Genomic DNA, 13,167 nt, shown 5'->3' with positions numbered 1-13,167 from the left:
GCCCGCGAACGTAACAAGTAAGGGGCTGCGCGCTTTTGCGCCAGTCCCGCTTGACTGCCGGGTTAGGCCTTTCTAGGGCCATTTTTTCTTCCTGAGCACGTACTGACGATCATCCCACAGCCATTCCAAAAATTCATGCATTTGAGGGAAGGCTGGTACTGGCCCAAAACCGTAAGCCCCATGACTCACGCCAGCCAGAAGATCCCTAACTGGGGAGAGAATCTTGACGAACCGGAGTACAGCAAAACGAACTGCTTGCTCATGTAACCCAGGCAAGGAGAGTGCCTCAGATGTCGTCAGTGGTGTCTGATCCAGCCCATGCATGAGGGTGAAAGTAACATCATCGATAGCAGTGGCTACAATGTTCGCTTGAGCAAGAATCTTGTCCTTTTGCCTTTTGGGAACGTCGTGGCTAAGGATAGTGATTATTAGCTGCCCCCATCTAGCTAGCGGGTCAGCGCCGTTCTGTGATGCGCTTAAAGCATCTAAATTGTGATAGCGCGTTACGCGCGCGAAATCACTAAGCAACAGTAATAGCTCTTGATCGATTGCATCCAGTTGAGTGCGGCTTGGTATATGCAACTGTCGCTTGACCCCAATCCTCTCGCATTCGTCATAGAGATCGACAATTTTATGGCCACGGGCTTGCAGCTGAATCTTAGTTGGGACGGCTAGCCCGTTATCCAGCATGTGATCAATAATTACGATTGCTTTTAGTAGGCGCTCAAAGCCAACCGAAAGGTTGAACAATGCGGTGTAAAACGCACCCTTGTTATGAACATGGGCAGCGCGAAGTTCCGTCAACCCGGTCGTGAGAGACGAGCTAATGAGATAACCCTCTTGCTGTAAGAGCATGTATGAGGGTGGAAACGCCGGAGGGCTTGGATTGCTCATTGAGGCCTAATCGGGATAGGGAGAAGCCTCACGGCTCCCCCCTCCCACACCACCGGACATACGGGTCACGTATCCGGCGGTTCGATGAAGTAAATTCCTACCGCGGCGCAAGGCTGGGTAGTTCCAAGTCATTGAAGTAGCGCAATGGTAACGCAATAGTCAATGCCGGTGTCTTCGACAGCCGCCATGGACCGTGAGCCGACTTACTGGTATTCCACGCTTCGCGCACAGACACGCCACGCTTGCGCAGTTGCCGGTAACCGGCCGATCCCCATTGTTTCCAGAGATAGCAACGTAACTTGCGTCGTACCCACTTGTCGATATCGCGCAGAGGGCTCAGCACTTCGGCGATGCCGAAGTACGCTTTCCAACCAAGCAGGGCTTTCCTCAGCTCTGCCACGATAACGCCAATGTTGTTGCCTCGCGTACGACGGGTCAGTTCCCGCACCCGGTCCTTCAGCTTTGCGATGGCCTTGTCGGCCACCTTCAGCCTAGCTCCGTTGCGGCTGACCGTGAAGCCCAGAAACTTGCGGTTCTTGGGCCTGTCCACCGCGCTTTTCAGCGGATTCACTGTGAGCCTCAGTGTGTCGCTGACGTAGCGTGTCACGCTGCCCATCACCCGCTCTCCCGCACGTTTGCTTCGGACCAGAATATTGCGTCGAGTCGCCCCAGGGAACCTCCCCCCGAGGCGCTCACGGAACCGGACGTGAACGTCTCCGCTCATCCGGCTCTTCCCATTGAAGCCTGCCCCCACAATAACACCCAGTGCGCAAACAGACGTGTTTCCTTGCGTGCCACGCGTTCCAGCCAGTGACTGGCTCGTCGGCGATGCCCTCGGAGACGTTTATGCTTGCGGGTAAGCCACAGTACGAGTTTGCGATCAATTTGCCGGAGCGTGGGATAGAGCGCGGACTTGTAGAACGCACCATAATAATTCACCCACCCTCGAATCTTGGCATTGAACATATGCGCCAGATCGGTTAGAGACTTGTCGCTGCGGTTTTGCAGATTCCAGCTTCTGATCTCCTGACGTATCGCTTTCCCTGCCTTGGCGCTGATCGCCGGACTGAAATTGACAAAGGTCTTGCCCCATCGGTTCTTCGACAGCCGTGGCCTAAACGTAAAGCCCAGAAAGTCGAAACTCGTGTCGGCGTAACTCCCTCTCCGATCCGCATCCTTACAGTAAACCACTCGGGTCTTCAACGGATGCAACTCCAGTCCGCATTGCGCAAATCGCCGCCCCAAGTCCCCAATCAGCGCTTGGGCCTGCGATTGGCTGTGACAGTGGCAGACAGCATCATCGGCGTACCGTTCAAATGGCACATCAGCATGCTCACGCTGCATCCACTTGTCAAAGACGTAGTGCAGAAACAGGTTGGCCAGTAAGGGACTGATGACGCCACCTTGCGGCGTGCCACGCGTACGCTCCAGCAATGTTCCATCCAGCATTTGCACCGGCGCCTTCAGCCAGCGTTCAATGTACATCACTACCCAGCGTTCACGGGTGTGATGACGCACCGCCTTGAGCAGCAAGTCATGGTCGATGTTATCAAAGAACCCTTTGATATCAAGATCTACCACCCACGCATACTTCCAGCAGCGCTTCCTCGCTTGTGCAATGGCATGGTGCGCAGATTTCCCCGATCGGTAGCCATATGAATCGTCATGGAACACTGGTTCCAGAACCGGCTCAAGAACTTGCTTGATGACCATCTGGGCGATGCGGTCTGCCACGGTAGGTATACCGAGCGGACGCACCCCGCCATCAGATTTGGGAATCTCCACGCGCCGAACCGCTGGCGGCATGTAGCTGCCGGAGGCCAGCCTATTCCATAGTTTGTAGAGATTGTTTGTCACGTTCCCCTCAAACTCGGTCAGCGTCTGCCCGTCAACTCCTGCCGCTCCGCGATTTGCTTTCACTCGTTTGTAGGCTTCCCATACTTGGCGTTTGCTTATAGGAAGCGGCTTTGCTGTCGCCGCTGCAGTCCTCCCACCGGCGTCGCCGCCCGTGGTTGCTGCTGCGACTTCAGCACAATGGGGCAAGCCCTTCGCTCCGGGCTCATTACGGCCCTTCGTCGCTACTACGGCTTGCTCCGCCCCTGTACCCCGCATTGGTACTCTGGCGCTCATGGGGCTTCCACTTGCGCCGCTCCCTTAGCATCGGGGTGACAGGTTCCCACGTTCTCCACAAGAGCCTGGATCGACTTCACGCCGCTTCTATGCCGGATGCCGCACAGGCAGTAAATAGGTTGCCCCCTGTGCTTATCCCACGGGAACGACTCCACCGTGGTTTCGACATCATCTATACGCTTTCGACAGTTCATCAACGGTTCACTTTCGTTCGTCTCTTCGATCCTTACCTGATCGGGTCACGCCCGACCTTTTCCCATCTCGCTCACCACCACGTCTCTTTAACGCAGCAGCAGTGGGTGGTTTGGTGCCTGCGCCTATACGCCGACACCGAGGGGCCAGCCCTCATCTCTCATGCAGCACGGCACCTCCGAGGATTCCTTCCCTCATTGCGCCTTCGTGGCACACAGTCGTCGGCATAACGGGCGAAGCGGTGGCCACGCCGGTCCAGTTCCCAATCCAGCTCATCCAACACCACATTGGCCAGCACTGGCGAGAGTGGGCCGCCTTGCGGCACGCCCATCGTCGTCGGCTCGATGTGTCCACCGACGCTCACACCCGCCTTCAGGAAGCGATTGACCAGGCGCAGCAGGCCGGTATCAAGGCAACGGCTCTTCAGTCGCGCCATCAGCCGGTCATGGTTGACCCGGTCAAAGAAGGCTTGCAAGTCCATGTCCACCACCCAGCCGTAACCTGCGCGGATGGTCGCCTGTACTTCGCGCACGGCCTGATGGGCCGAACGTTCAGGGCGGAATCCGTAGCTGTGGCGGTGAAAATGCGGTTCCCATTGGGCCGATATAACTTGCGCAATGGCTTGCTGGATGAAGCGGTCCAACACCGTGGGAATACCGAGCAGTCGGCTTTTCCCATCTGGCTTGGGGATTTCCACACGCCTGACCGGCTGCGGGCGATAACGGCCCGCCTCCAATTGCGCGCGAATTCCCGGCCAGTGGTGGCGGAGGTAGTCCGGCAATTCATCGACGCTCATGCCGTCAATGCCGGGCGCGCCTTTGTTCTGGCGCACTTGCTTCAATGCGCGTTGCAGATTGGCCCGTTCCAACACCTGGGCCAGCAACGCTTGGGGGTGAATCGACTCCGGTTGTCCTGACGGTCCAGCGACGAGTTCATCCTGCGGTATGCCCGCAGCCTGCCTTGGCAGGTGGTCAGATGCGTTCCCGTCTCTCTCCATCATGGTCCTTCGTCTTTCATCGTTCGGGCCTTCGGCGGGGGCGCCGCTTACTATGCCCTCTGCTGACTTCTCCACAGTATTCAGCGTTCGTTTCCAAACGCCCAGCTTCGAGCTTCCGAAGCACCGGGGAGATCTCCCGGGGTAAGACACGTTACCTTCACTGCATAGACGCCGGATTTACAAAATGCACCCCATTCGCAGATGGAGGGCTTCGCGGTCACGTGCCCGCTCGCCCCGGATGCATCACGCCTCATATCCGGTTTTTGTTCATCGCCCCGCAGCTTCGGATTGGGCTTCCTCCAGACCCCGCCTCGCGACGACGCCCTTGCCCTTCTCCTTGCCTTCGGCTCTGCGTATACCTGGCCACAGGACTCTCACCTGCGAAGTAACGCGCCATGCCCGGCGCACACGTTCAAAATAACAGGCGCTGCGCGGCTTCATCGCGTAGCGTCCTGTTGATTGCCGGGTTGGGCGTTTTCGGTAAGCGTCCCATCTTTGTGCTCTATCCGATAGATGCTATATGAGTTCTCATTTTCGTCGAACTGAAGATAGACCTTGCTTGCCATTTGAGCGTCAGCCGGAAGAGTCGTTAGGCGTTGGTGAACTAGTGCCATAGCTTGGTTGGTGGCGTCGATACTAAAACTTTTCTCCTCGGAACCGCGCGCCGGAATTAGCAACACTTGAATCTCGTAGTTGTTGTACTGAACATACTGTACAAATTGGGCGTCGATCTTCTTCTCGCGTAACTTGCCAAACTTCGTGGAGAAGAACCGATAAATATGAGGCGCGATTTGGGTCTTGTACAAATCTTCCCACACCGGCTTTATGATGAAAACGATGACGCCACCAATGAGCGCTACGGTTGCCGGATCAGCAGCCTTCTTAGCCCATCGCCCAACAGACACAAATCCATCCTCGAAGAGTTCATCAACAAGTACGCTGTCCTTGTAATGTGGATATGGAAGATAAACGTGAAATAGGTCTTGAGATTCGCCACGACGGATGACTTCTAAGAAGGAAATGCTGAACCCGCCCATAGCGGCTTGGAGTGAATCACCATCGTAAAAAACGTCTCCAACGAGGGACCAGTCTCCAGGACTTTCCTTATCCGGCATCACCCGCAAGTTCTCGATATAGCCAGGGGATTTGAGCGTCAAGTCATGCTGCTGATTCATCGGCATACGCTTTCCGGCGTACATGGCGCAGAAGGATTCGAGTACTTCCCTTGGGTTGCGTTCGCCTTGGGAATCGAGGCGCGTACCGGCTAGGACTTGGTTCTTGATGGTCTTCATAGAGATATAAAGTTGAACGCCCAACGGGGCGCGAGTTGTGCGGCACCCGCGTGAGGCCGGAGGGCACGAAGTGCGCGGAGGCTCACGCGGGCGAAGCCGCGTAGCGGTGTCCGCTCGAACGAGGGGTTCGCGGGCGCTGTGCGCCCAACGCCCCGATGTTCGACACTCGCGCCCCGTTCGCGGGCGCACAGCGCCCGCGAACATAATTTAGATTCCACAACACTACCACACACATATCGCCTAACGCAAGGGGGGTAACAATCAACATACTGTATCTACACAACACTGACCCTTGCCTAAAAATTTAGGACAGCCTAAAATTTTCTGGATGGAAAATAGCCAAGCAACTCCCAGCACCCCGCCCAGACTCTTGGATCAAGTCCGCGCCCGGATCAGGGCGATGCATTACAGTATTCGTACTGAAGAAGCCTATACGGAATGGGCGCGGCGCTTTATTCTTTTTCATCAGAAACGGCACCCCAAAAACATGGGTGCCGCCGAGGTGGAGGCCTTCCTGAGCCATCTCGCCACTGAACGCAACGTCTCATCGTCTACCCAAAATCAGGCCAAGGCGGCGCTGCTCTTTCTATACAAGCAGGTTCTCGGCATCGATCTGCCCTGGCTGGATAACATCACTAGCGCGAAACCTTCGCAGCACCTGCCAGTGGTGCTGACACCAACGGAAACCCGTGCCTTACTGCATGAACTCTCGGGTACGATGTGGCTTGTCGCCAGCTTGTTGTATGGCACCGGCATGCGTTTACTGGAAGGATTACGCCTGCGCGTAAAAGACGTGGAGTTCGAGCGCCGCGAAATCATCATCCGAGATGGTAAGGGGGCCAAAGACCGGGTGACGGTTCTACCCGAGAACATTCTACTGCCACTAAAAAAGCAAATGGAAAAGGCAAAATTACTGCATGACACAGATTTAGAAAACAGTCTAGGGGCGGTCTTTATGCCGAATGCACTGGCAGTAAAATATCCCTCCAGTGCTAAATCCTGGGGCTGGCAGTATGTGTTCCCGTCTCCGGCATTGAGTATTGATCCCCGTTCCGGGGCACAAAGACGACATCATATTTATGAGGCTACGGTACAGCGGGCAATACGTACCGCGGCAAGCCGGGCCGGCATTGTAAAGCCGGTGACACCGCATGTGTTACGCCACTCCTTCGCAACACATTTACTCCAGGCAGGCTATGATATTCGTACCGTGCAGGAGCTCTTAGGGCACAAGGACGTCAATACCACGATGATTTACACCCATGTCCTGAACAAAGGCGGTCGCGGTATTATCAGCCCGCTGGATATGTAACCCATCCATAACTGCCACCCATTACCGCCGCCAATAGGGCGCTAATAATAACGCCTCCGGCACCAGCGTTTTAATCGCCGCGGGAATTTCCAGAGTTAAACCAGGGCGTGGGCGAATACTCACCCAGAGCAAATTCGTGCGCATATTGAGATCGGCAAACACCACCCAGGAGCCGTAATGGTGCAATACGGCGTTGATGATACGCAGGGTGTGTTGCTGGCGAATGCCGCTTTTCTGGCGGAGTCCGGGAAAGATCATGCGGAAATCGGAGAGGAGATGGCCGGCATCGTCGCGACTAGGGACCCTTTTCCAGAGGGGCTCGTCGGGTTGCAGGCCGGCAAAGGCGGACGGCTTGAGGGACGTCGATTGGGGGGTCTTGGGCGCCAGCGGTGATGCAGACATGGGGCTCTCCTGCATAAGCGAGTCGCCCTCAGTCTGCCTGCTTCGCCGCTGGGCGGCAAGACCTTCAGGCGTGGCGCGCGGCGTCCGCTTCGATGATTCTGCGGGCCTCGGCCACACTGGCCCAGTCCTTGAGTTTGACCCACTTGCCGGGTTCCAGGTCCTTGTAGTGCTCGAAGAAATGGCGGATCTGGTTGCGCAGTGGCTCGGGCAGATCGCTGACATCCCGGATAGCGGAGTAACCGGCGGCGACCTTGTCGTGCGGAACGGCGACGATCTTGGCATCCATGCCCTTCTCGTCTTCCATCATCAGCACGCCGACCGGCCGAGCGCGGATCACGGCGCCGGGAGCGACGGGCTGGGGTGCCAGCACCAGACAATCGGTGGGATCACCATCGTCGGACAGGGTGTTGGGGATAAAGCCGTAATTGAGCGGGTAGTGCATGGCAGTGAAGAGGAAACGATCGACCACGATGGCGCCGGATTCTTTGTCCAATTCATATTTGACGGAGGAACCCTGGGGTACCTCGATCACGACATTGATGTCATCCGGCAGTGACTGGCCGGCCGGGATTTTTTTCAGGTCCATGCAAAAACTCCTTGTGGATGATCAGAGAAAAAGGTCGCGCACGCGGTCAAGGTCGGCGGCGGTGTCCACACCCGCTGCGGGCGCTTCTGCCGCGCAATATACCGCAATCTGCACGCCGCGCTCCAATGCGCGCATCTGCTCCAGCGATTCGATGACTTCCAGCGGGCTGGCGGGCCAGACGGCGTAGTCCTGCAAAAAGGCATTGCGATAGGCGTAGAGACCGAGGTGCCGCCACCAAATGCCTGGGGTTTGCGGCAAAGCCTGCCCGCTGCTCAGGGGAAAATGGCTTCGATCCCAGGGAATAGGGGCGCGGGAAAAGTACTGGGCGCAGCCATCGGCATCGAGCACCAGCTTGACGGCGTGGGGATCGGCCAGCTCATCCCAGTGGGTGATGGGGACGGCGGCGGTGGCCATCTGCCGCTGCGGATGGTCCAGCAGCAGTTGAGCGGTGGCGTGCAGCAGGGCGGGCGCCATGCCCGGCTCGTCGCCCTGCAAGTTGACGATGATGGCGTCGTCGGCCAGTCCCAGCAGACGCGCGGCTTCCGCCAGGCGCTCAGTGCCACAGACATGCTCCGCGGCGGTCAACAGCGCTTCACCGCCATAGCTGCGGATACAGTCCACCACTTCGGGGTGGTCGGCCACCACCACCTGCGCTGCGCCGCTTTCCAGCGCACGCCGCCGCACCTGTTCGACCATGGGGATGCCGCCCACGTCCAGCAACACCTTGCGCGGCAGGCGGGTAGAGGCCAACCGAGCGGGAATCAGGACGCAGAAGCTCACGCGGGCTTGTCCTCGTAGGGCTTGGCCTCATCAATAAGCAGCACCGGGATGTCGTCGCGGATGGGATATTGCAGGTGGCAACGCGGGCAGCAGAGGGCCTGACGCTGGGCACAGGGTTGCAGACTGCCTTTGCATTGCGGGCAGGCGAGCAGGTCCAGCAGGCGGTGGTCGATACGCATCAGCTTCTCCAGGGCAGCAATGATTGCTCCAGCCAAAGCGGAAAGGAGGGCTCCAGCTCCGCTTCGATGCGCAGGGCCCAGTCGTCGGCCTGCGCGAACTTCCGGCATTTTACGGCATCCTTGGCGGTCATGACGAGGGGGCGGGGCAAATGGGCGATGTCGCTGGCGCAAAAAGGATGGTGGTCGGGAAAAAATCGGGGGGCAGGAATAGCGCCCAAGTCCTCCAGGCTGGCGACAAAACGCTGCGGGCGGGCGATGCCGGTAGCGGCCGTTACGTGCTGTCCCTGCAGACTGTCGAGACCGCGAGAGCGGCCTGGATCGTTGACGGCGACGAGGTCCTTGGGCTGGATGCGGAAAAGAAAACGGGGTGGCCCGTTGCGCTCCGGGATAGCGGCTGCTGCTGCGGCGTCCATGAGCCAGGCGTCGGCATGGAGCATGGCGTCCGGACACTCGCGCAGAGGACCGGCAGGAAGGCAGTGGCCATTGCCCAAAGGGCGTGGGCCGGAGAACACCAGCAGACGCAGGCTGGGTTGCAGGGCGAGGTGCTGGAAGCCGTCATCCAGTAGCGCGAGGTTATAACCATCCACCGCCGCCGCGGCGATGGCGCGATGGCGGTCGGGGCAAAGATAGACCGCTTGTGTCTGTCCCTGTTCCTGCGCCAGCAGCAAGGGCTCATCCCCCGCCTGTTGGGGGCTGTCGTCGCGTTGCACCCGGTAGGGCCAGTGCGGGGGTCGGGCACCATAGCCACGGCTAATGATGGCCACCCGCCAGCCCGCTACCGTGAGTTGCCGCGCCAGCGCCGCCACCAGCGGCGTTTTGCCGCTGCCCCCTACGCCCAGATTGCCGACGACAATGGTGGGGATGCCCGCTGCCCTGCCGTGTATGTGCCGCCGCCGCCACTGCGCCACCTTGCCGGTCAGCGCCCCCAGAGGCCGCAAGGCGGTGGCCAGTGCCCCGCCCTCCTGCCATTGCTGCTCCAGGGTCTGGCGGAGGGTCACCAGTCAAAAACCCGCTGTAAAAATTCTGGCAGGCGTTCGCCCGCATGGCGGCGCTCCTGCCAGAAAATGCGCCGGGTGGCGTCGCCGCGCTGGCGGGCGGCCATGGCATCCCCACGCAGGGCTTGCCAGTGGCCGAGGATTTGCGCGGGTTTCTCCAGGGTGAGTATGGTGTCGGCGTCCAATGATTCGGCGGCGTTCAACGTCACGCCGGGGCTGACGCTGATGGGCCTGGAACCGGCATAAATCTGCCACTGCAACATCGGGGAGGCCCTCTGTAGATGCACCGCCTGCGCCGCCGCCGACAGGGCCGGATACCAGCGATCATTATCGACGACAACCACCGTTCCGGCGGGCAAAGGCGCGCGTTGCCACGCGGACAGCCTGGGCAAATCCGCAGGTGCGTCGGTGCCACCAAGAAACAGTAGGCCCTGTCGGGACAAGGGTGAAGCGGCCCAGGACCGCCGCCATCCGGCCCATTGGGCGGCGCTCAACCCCTGCGCCCACCACAGCAGGCCCTCGTCGGTACCGCTGATCATCGCCCGGAAATTGGGGTCTACCTGGGCGATGGTGAACAAAGTGGCGAAGTCCACAGGCTCCTGAACGGCTTCGCTGGCACCACGCCCGACCCAGGCCTCGGCCTGGCGTGCATCCCGCGGGTAGACGGCCTCCAGCGGCGCCGGAATCGGCAGGCCGGGATCAGCCGCCATCAGCACGGCAGGGATCTTTCCCCGGCCCAAAGCGGCGGCAAGCCGTGGTCGGGGCACCCGGCCCAATGCCAGATAACGCAAGGGGGTCAGGCGCTCCAGCATGCGCCCGACCGCCTGGGGATGGTCACAAGGCCCAAAACCATAGCCGAGCCGTTCGACACCTTCGGTGTGTTGTTCCAGGAGGGCCGGATACTCCGTCTCAAAAGTCATCACCATGCGCAGGTCGCGACGCTTTTCGGCGATCGCTTTCGCCAGCTCAATACCCAGTCTTTGCTGGTCAGCATCGCTGAAGCTCTGCATCCACAGGATCGGACCGCGCTCGCCTGGGGCTTTGATCCAGCCCCAGCGGGCATTGGCCTGAGCCGTTCGCCCGGCGCGGGCATCCCGCCAACTCGCCCAGCGCGCGCGCAGCAGGCCGTTTTCGTAATACGTCATGATGTTCCGCCTGTCGGTTCTGTTCGGCCAACCATGACATCAGCACGCTGCCGCAGCGCAATCATGTCAGCCTCAAGCGACTGCTGCAAAGCGATCAGGGTATCCATATTGGCGTCGCGCGGGATCCGCAGTGGTTCGCCCCAGAGGATCACCCCGCGCGCGCCCGGCAGGGGCAGCAGAAAGCCATCCCAACTGGCGAAACGTTTCGCCCAGCGTGCGGAATAGGTGACCGGCACGATGGGCAGACCAGAAATGCGCGCCAATTCGATAACACCCTCTTGCAGCACTTCGCGGGGACCGCGCGGACCATCGGGGGAGATGGCCAGGTCGTACCCCGCATGGGCGGCCCGCAGCATCCCCCGGGCGCCCTTGACCGCCCCGCTCCGGGTCGAGCCGCGCACCGCACCATAACCCCAGTGGGCCATGGTGGCAGCAATCAGTTCGCCATCCCGATGTTCGCTGACGAGGATTTTTATCTTACGCCCGCCCACCCGCCAGTAGGCCTGGGCGACCATAACCCCCCGCCCATGCCAGAAGGCCAGCAGGAAAGGTTGTCCGGCCGCGATCAGGGCGCGTACACTGGCATCCCCCTCTTCGTGCCAGCGCACACTGAGGGCCATACCTTTGATGAGATAAGCCGCCAGTGCGGCCACCACGCGTAAGGAACGCCCTTCCAGCCGCACGGCTCAGCGATTGCTCAGGGTGGCGAAACTGATCCGGGTCAGGCCAGCTTCCTGCGCCGCGTCTAATACATCGATGACGTACTGCTGCGTCGTATTTTTATCCGCGCGCAGGACAATCACCCGTTCGGGATCTTTGACCGCCAGCGCTTTGAGTTGTCTGGCCAGGTCGGCCATAGACAAAGCCTGCTTATTCATACGCACCTGACCGCTCGCGCTAAGATCGATGGTGATGGGCGATTTCGGCTCACCGGCGGCGGCCTGCTGGGCTTTGGGCAATTGCATGGAGAGATGGGACTGGTGCACAAAGCTGCTGGTGACCATGAAGAATAACAGCAGCACCAGCACGATATCGACCATCGAGATCACATTGATCTCCGGCTCTTCACTCACCCGCGGGCGCAGATTCATTTTTCAGTCCCGCGGGATATGAGATTCACCAGTTTCAGGGCCTCTTTTTCCAGGGACAACACCAGCGTATCGACCTGCCCTTTGAAATAGCGATAGAACATCAGGCTGGGAATGGCAACGATAAGGCCGCTGGCGGTGGTGATCAGCGCTTCGGCAATACCGCCTGCCAGCGCCTTGGGATCACCCGCGCCCACCATGCCGATAGCCGCAAAAGCGTGCATAATACCGAATACGGTTCCGAGCAGACCCAACAAGGGCGCCACCCCGGCGATACTACCGAGAAAGTTGAGGTAGCGGTCGAGATGAGCCACCTCATGACGACCGGTCTCTTCCACTGACTCTTTGATCACGTCCCGCGGCTGTCCCGCATCCTGCAGAGCCGCCAACATCATCCGGGCCAAGGGGGTGTCGTTTTCATAGAGTAGTTTGACCGCCTGCTGTACCTTGCCCACCTCTACCAACTCCGCTATCCGGGCCGCGAGATCACGTGGCGCAACACGTCCCCGCCGCAAGACCCAGAGACGATTACCCGCGATGGCCAAAGCCACAATTGCCGCCAATATGAGAATCGGCAGAACAAATCCGCCCATTTTAAATAACCCCAGCAACTCTTGCACATCGCCTCCAGAACCCGTTCGATTGTGACGAAGCCGGAATATAGCATATCACTTAGGAAACAGCAGTGGCCGGCCCGGTGCAGGCGTCTGCGTTCAGGCGCCGGGTTGCCAGTAGGCGGGCGATGGCGGCAGGGCATGATGTAAGCGCCCGGCCCGCCAGGTCCATGTGCCCGGCTTGCCGTCGCCCAGATAAAAGATTCGCGCCTGTGCTGCGGCTGCCGCCAGCGCCGCTCTTTCCGTGTTGCCCAGGCTGGCAGGGGCAAAGATGGCCTGCACCCGATGCAACGCGGCGCCCTGCTCCGCGACAAGGCGATTGACCGTCGCGGCATCGGCGTCACCGAGAATAAGCACATCGGGTCCGGCGCCCCAAGTCACTATGCAGGGCTGAACCGGTGCATTCAGGGTTAGGAAATGCATCGCTGCCGGTGCCACGCCGCCCGCCCGACAGAAGGCCGGTGCCGACGGTCCTCCGGGATAATCACGGGCTCCGGCAGGCCACCACTGCCGGGCAGCAGCAGGCAGCGGCTGGGGTGCGGAAATGTCGCTGCGTAACCA

General features: G+C 59.7%; 15 protein-coding genes and 1 pseudogene. 1 reads left to right on the top strand and 15 read right to left on the bottom strand.

The genetic code is table 11. The features are described 5' to 3' along the window. Positions 1-72: 72 nt before the first annotated feature. The 5 genes from Q0C48_RS10340 to Q0C48_RS10320 form a co-directional block, all read right to left on the bottom strand. Positions 73-804, bottom strand: a complete 732-nt coding sequence (locus Q0C48_RS10340; protein ID WP_172804440.1) for a hypothetical protein — start codon at positions 802-804, stop codon at positions 73-75. A gap of 187 nt (positions 805-991) precedes the next feature. After that, positions 992-1,510 carry a group II intron maturase-specific domain-containing protein gene (locus Q0C48_RS10335; protein ID WP_291524063.1) on the bottom strand — a complete coding sequence of 173 codons (519 nt, stop codon included), beginning with the start codon at positions 1,508-1,510 and terminating at the stop codon, positions 992-994. 104 nt (positions 1,511-1,614) lie between these two features. Further along, entirely contained in the window at positions 1,615-3,024 is a 1,410-nt protein-coding gene (ltrA, locus tag Q0C48_RS10330) for a group II intron reverse transcriptase/maturase (RefSeq protein WP_291524062.1), read from the bottom strand. Positions 3,025-3,376: 352 nt separating this feature from the next. Further along, the gene (ltrA, locus tag Q0C48_RS10325) at positions 3,377-4,216 is read right to left on the bottom strand and encodes a group II intron reverse transcriptase/maturase (RefSeq protein ID WP_291524061.1); all 840 of its coding nucleotides are present in this window, start codon (positions 4,214-4,216) and stop codon (positions 3,377-3,379) included. 434 nt (positions 4,217-4,650) lie between these two features. Continuing rightward, a complete protein-coding gene (locus tag Q0C48_RS10320; protein ID WP_291524058.1) occupies positions 4,651-5,505 on the bottom strand; it encodes a hypothetical protein in 855 nt (284 codons plus the stop codon). Positions 5,506-5,833: 328 nt separating this feature from the next. On the opposite strand from Q0C48_RS10320, the gene Q0C48_RS10315 reads away from it, so the two are divergent. Beyond that, positions 5,834-6,817 carry an integron integrase gene (locus Q0C48_RS10315; RefSeq protein WP_291524056.1) on the top strand — a complete coding sequence of 328 codons (984 nt, stop codon included), beginning with the start codon at positions 5,834-5,836 and terminating at the stop codon, positions 6,815-6,817. 21 nt (positions 6,818-6,838) lie between these two features. On the opposite strand, the gene Q0C48_RS10310 is transcribed toward Q0C48_RS10315, so the two are convergent. The 10 genes and pseudogenes from Q0C48_RS10310 to Q0C48_RS10265 form a co-directional block, all read right to left on the bottom strand. Beyond that, positions 6,839-7,219 carry a hypothetical protein gene (locus tag Q0C48_RS10310; RefSeq protein WP_291509348.1) on the bottom strand — a complete coding sequence of 127 codons (381 nt, stop codon included), beginning with the start codon at positions 7,217-7,219 and terminating at the stop codon, positions 6,839-6,841. 64 nt (positions 7,220-7,283) lie between these two features. Next, positions 7,284-7,805, bottom strand: coding sequence for an inorganic diphosphatase (ppa, locus tag Q0C48_RS10305; protein WP_291524054.1), 522 nt, complete (start codon positions 7,803-7,805; stop codon positions 7,284-7,286). Positions 7,806-7,826: 21 nt separating this feature from the next. Then, positions 7,827-8,585: a 3-deoxy-manno-octulosonate cytidylyltransferase gene (kdsB, locus tag Q0C48_RS10300; RefSeq protein ID WP_291524052.1), complete on the bottom strand. Its 759-nt coding sequence runs from the start codon at positions 8,583-8,585 to the stop codon at positions 7,827-7,829. Then, positions 8,582-8,758, bottom strand: coding sequence for a Trm112 family protein (locus tag Q0C48_RS10295; protein ID WP_196491171.1), 177 nt, complete (start codon positions 8,756-8,758; stop codon positions 8,582-8,584). The genes kdsB and Q0C48_RS10295 overlap by 4 nt, the downstream gene beginning before the upstream one ends. A 5-nt stretch (positions 8,759-8,763) precedes the next feature. Then, positions 8,764-9,762, bottom strand: coding sequence for a tetraacyldisaccharide 4'-kinase (gene lpxK / locus Q0C48_RS10290; protein WP_291524050.1), 999 nt, complete (start codon positions 9,760-9,762; stop codon positions 8,764-8,766). Then, complete coding sequence (locus tag Q0C48_RS10285; RefSeq protein ID WP_291524048.1) at positions 9,759-10,904, bottom strand: hypothetical protein; 1,146 nt, start codon at positions 10,902-10,904, stop codon at positions 9,759-9,761. The genes lpxK and Q0C48_RS10285 overlap by 4 nt, the downstream gene beginning before the upstream one ends. Beyond that, positions 10,901-11,587, bottom strand: coding sequence for a lysophospholipid acyltransferase family protein (locus Q0C48_RS10280; protein WP_291524046.1), 687 nt, complete (start codon positions 11,585-11,587; stop codon positions 10,901-10,903). Before Q0C48_RS10280 ends, Q0C48_RS10285 begins: the two co-directional genes overlap by 4 nt. A gap of 3 nt (positions 11,588-11,590) precedes the next feature. Continuing rightward, complete coding sequence (locus Q0C48_RS10275) at positions 11,591-11,995, bottom strand: biopolymer transporter ExbD (RefSeq protein WP_291524044.1); 405 nt, start codon at positions 11,993-11,995, stop codon at positions 11,591-11,593. Next, complete coding sequence (locus Q0C48_RS10270; RefSeq protein WP_291524042.1) at positions 11,992-12,612, bottom strand: MotA/TolQ/ExbB proton channel family protein; 621 nt, start codon at positions 12,610-12,612, stop codon at positions 11,992-11,994. The genes Q0C48_RS10275 and Q0C48_RS10270 overlap by 4 nt, the downstream gene beginning before the upstream one ends. Positions 12,613-12,705: 93 nt before the next feature. Next, a pseudogene (locus Q0C48_RS10265) lies at positions 12,706-13,167 on the bottom strand (ComEC family competence protein); the annotation flags it as partial.

Source organism: Acidithiobacillus sp., assembly GCF_023255755.1.
Taxonomy (GTDB): domain Bacteria; phylum Pseudomonadota; class Gammaproteobacteria; order Acidithiobacillales; family Acidithiobacillaceae; genus Acidithiobacillus.
Note: the sequence above shows the minus strand (reverse complement) of the source record. Positions and strands in the feature narration are given on the sequence as shown.

Excerpts from the sequence above, each read along its gene's own strand:
- Q0C48_RS10320 (WP_291524058.1), bottom strand. The coding sequence starts at position 5,505 with ATGAAGACCATCAAGAACCAAGTCCTAGCCGGTACGCGCCTCGATTCC.
- Q0C48_RS10315 (WP_291524056.1), top strand. The coding sequence starts at position 5,834 with ATGGAAAATAGCCAAGCAACTCCCAGCACCCCGCCCAGACTCTTGGAT.
- ltrA (WP_291524061.1), bottom strand. The coding sequence starts at position 4,216 with ATGATGGAGAGAGACGGGAACGCATCTGACCACCTGCCAAGGCAGGCT.
- Q0C48_RS10310 (WP_291509348.1), bottom strand. The coding sequence starts at position 7,219 with ATGTCTGCATCACCGCTGGCGCCCAAGACCCCCCAATCGACGTCCCTC.
- Q0C48_RS10285 (WP_291524048.1), bottom strand. The coding sequence starts at position 10,904 with ATGACGTATTACGAAAACGGCCTGCTGCGCGCGCGCTGGGCGAGTTGG.
- ppa (WP_291524054.1), bottom strand. The coding sequence starts at position 7,805 with ATGGACCTGAAAAAAATCCCGGCCGGCCAGTCACTGCCGGATGACATC.
- ltrA (WP_291524062.1), bottom strand. The coding sequence starts at position 3,024 with ATGAGCGCCAGAGTACCAATGCGGGGTACAGGGGCGGAGCAAGCCGTA.
- Q0C48_RS10335 (WP_291524063.1), bottom strand. The coding sequence starts at position 1,510 with ATGGGCAGCGTGACACGCTACGTCAGCGACACACTGAGGCTCACAGTG.
- Q0C48_RS10275 (WP_291524044.1), bottom strand. The coding sequence starts at position 11,995 with ATGAATCTGCGCCCGCGGGTGAGTGAAGAGCCGGAGATCAATGTGATC.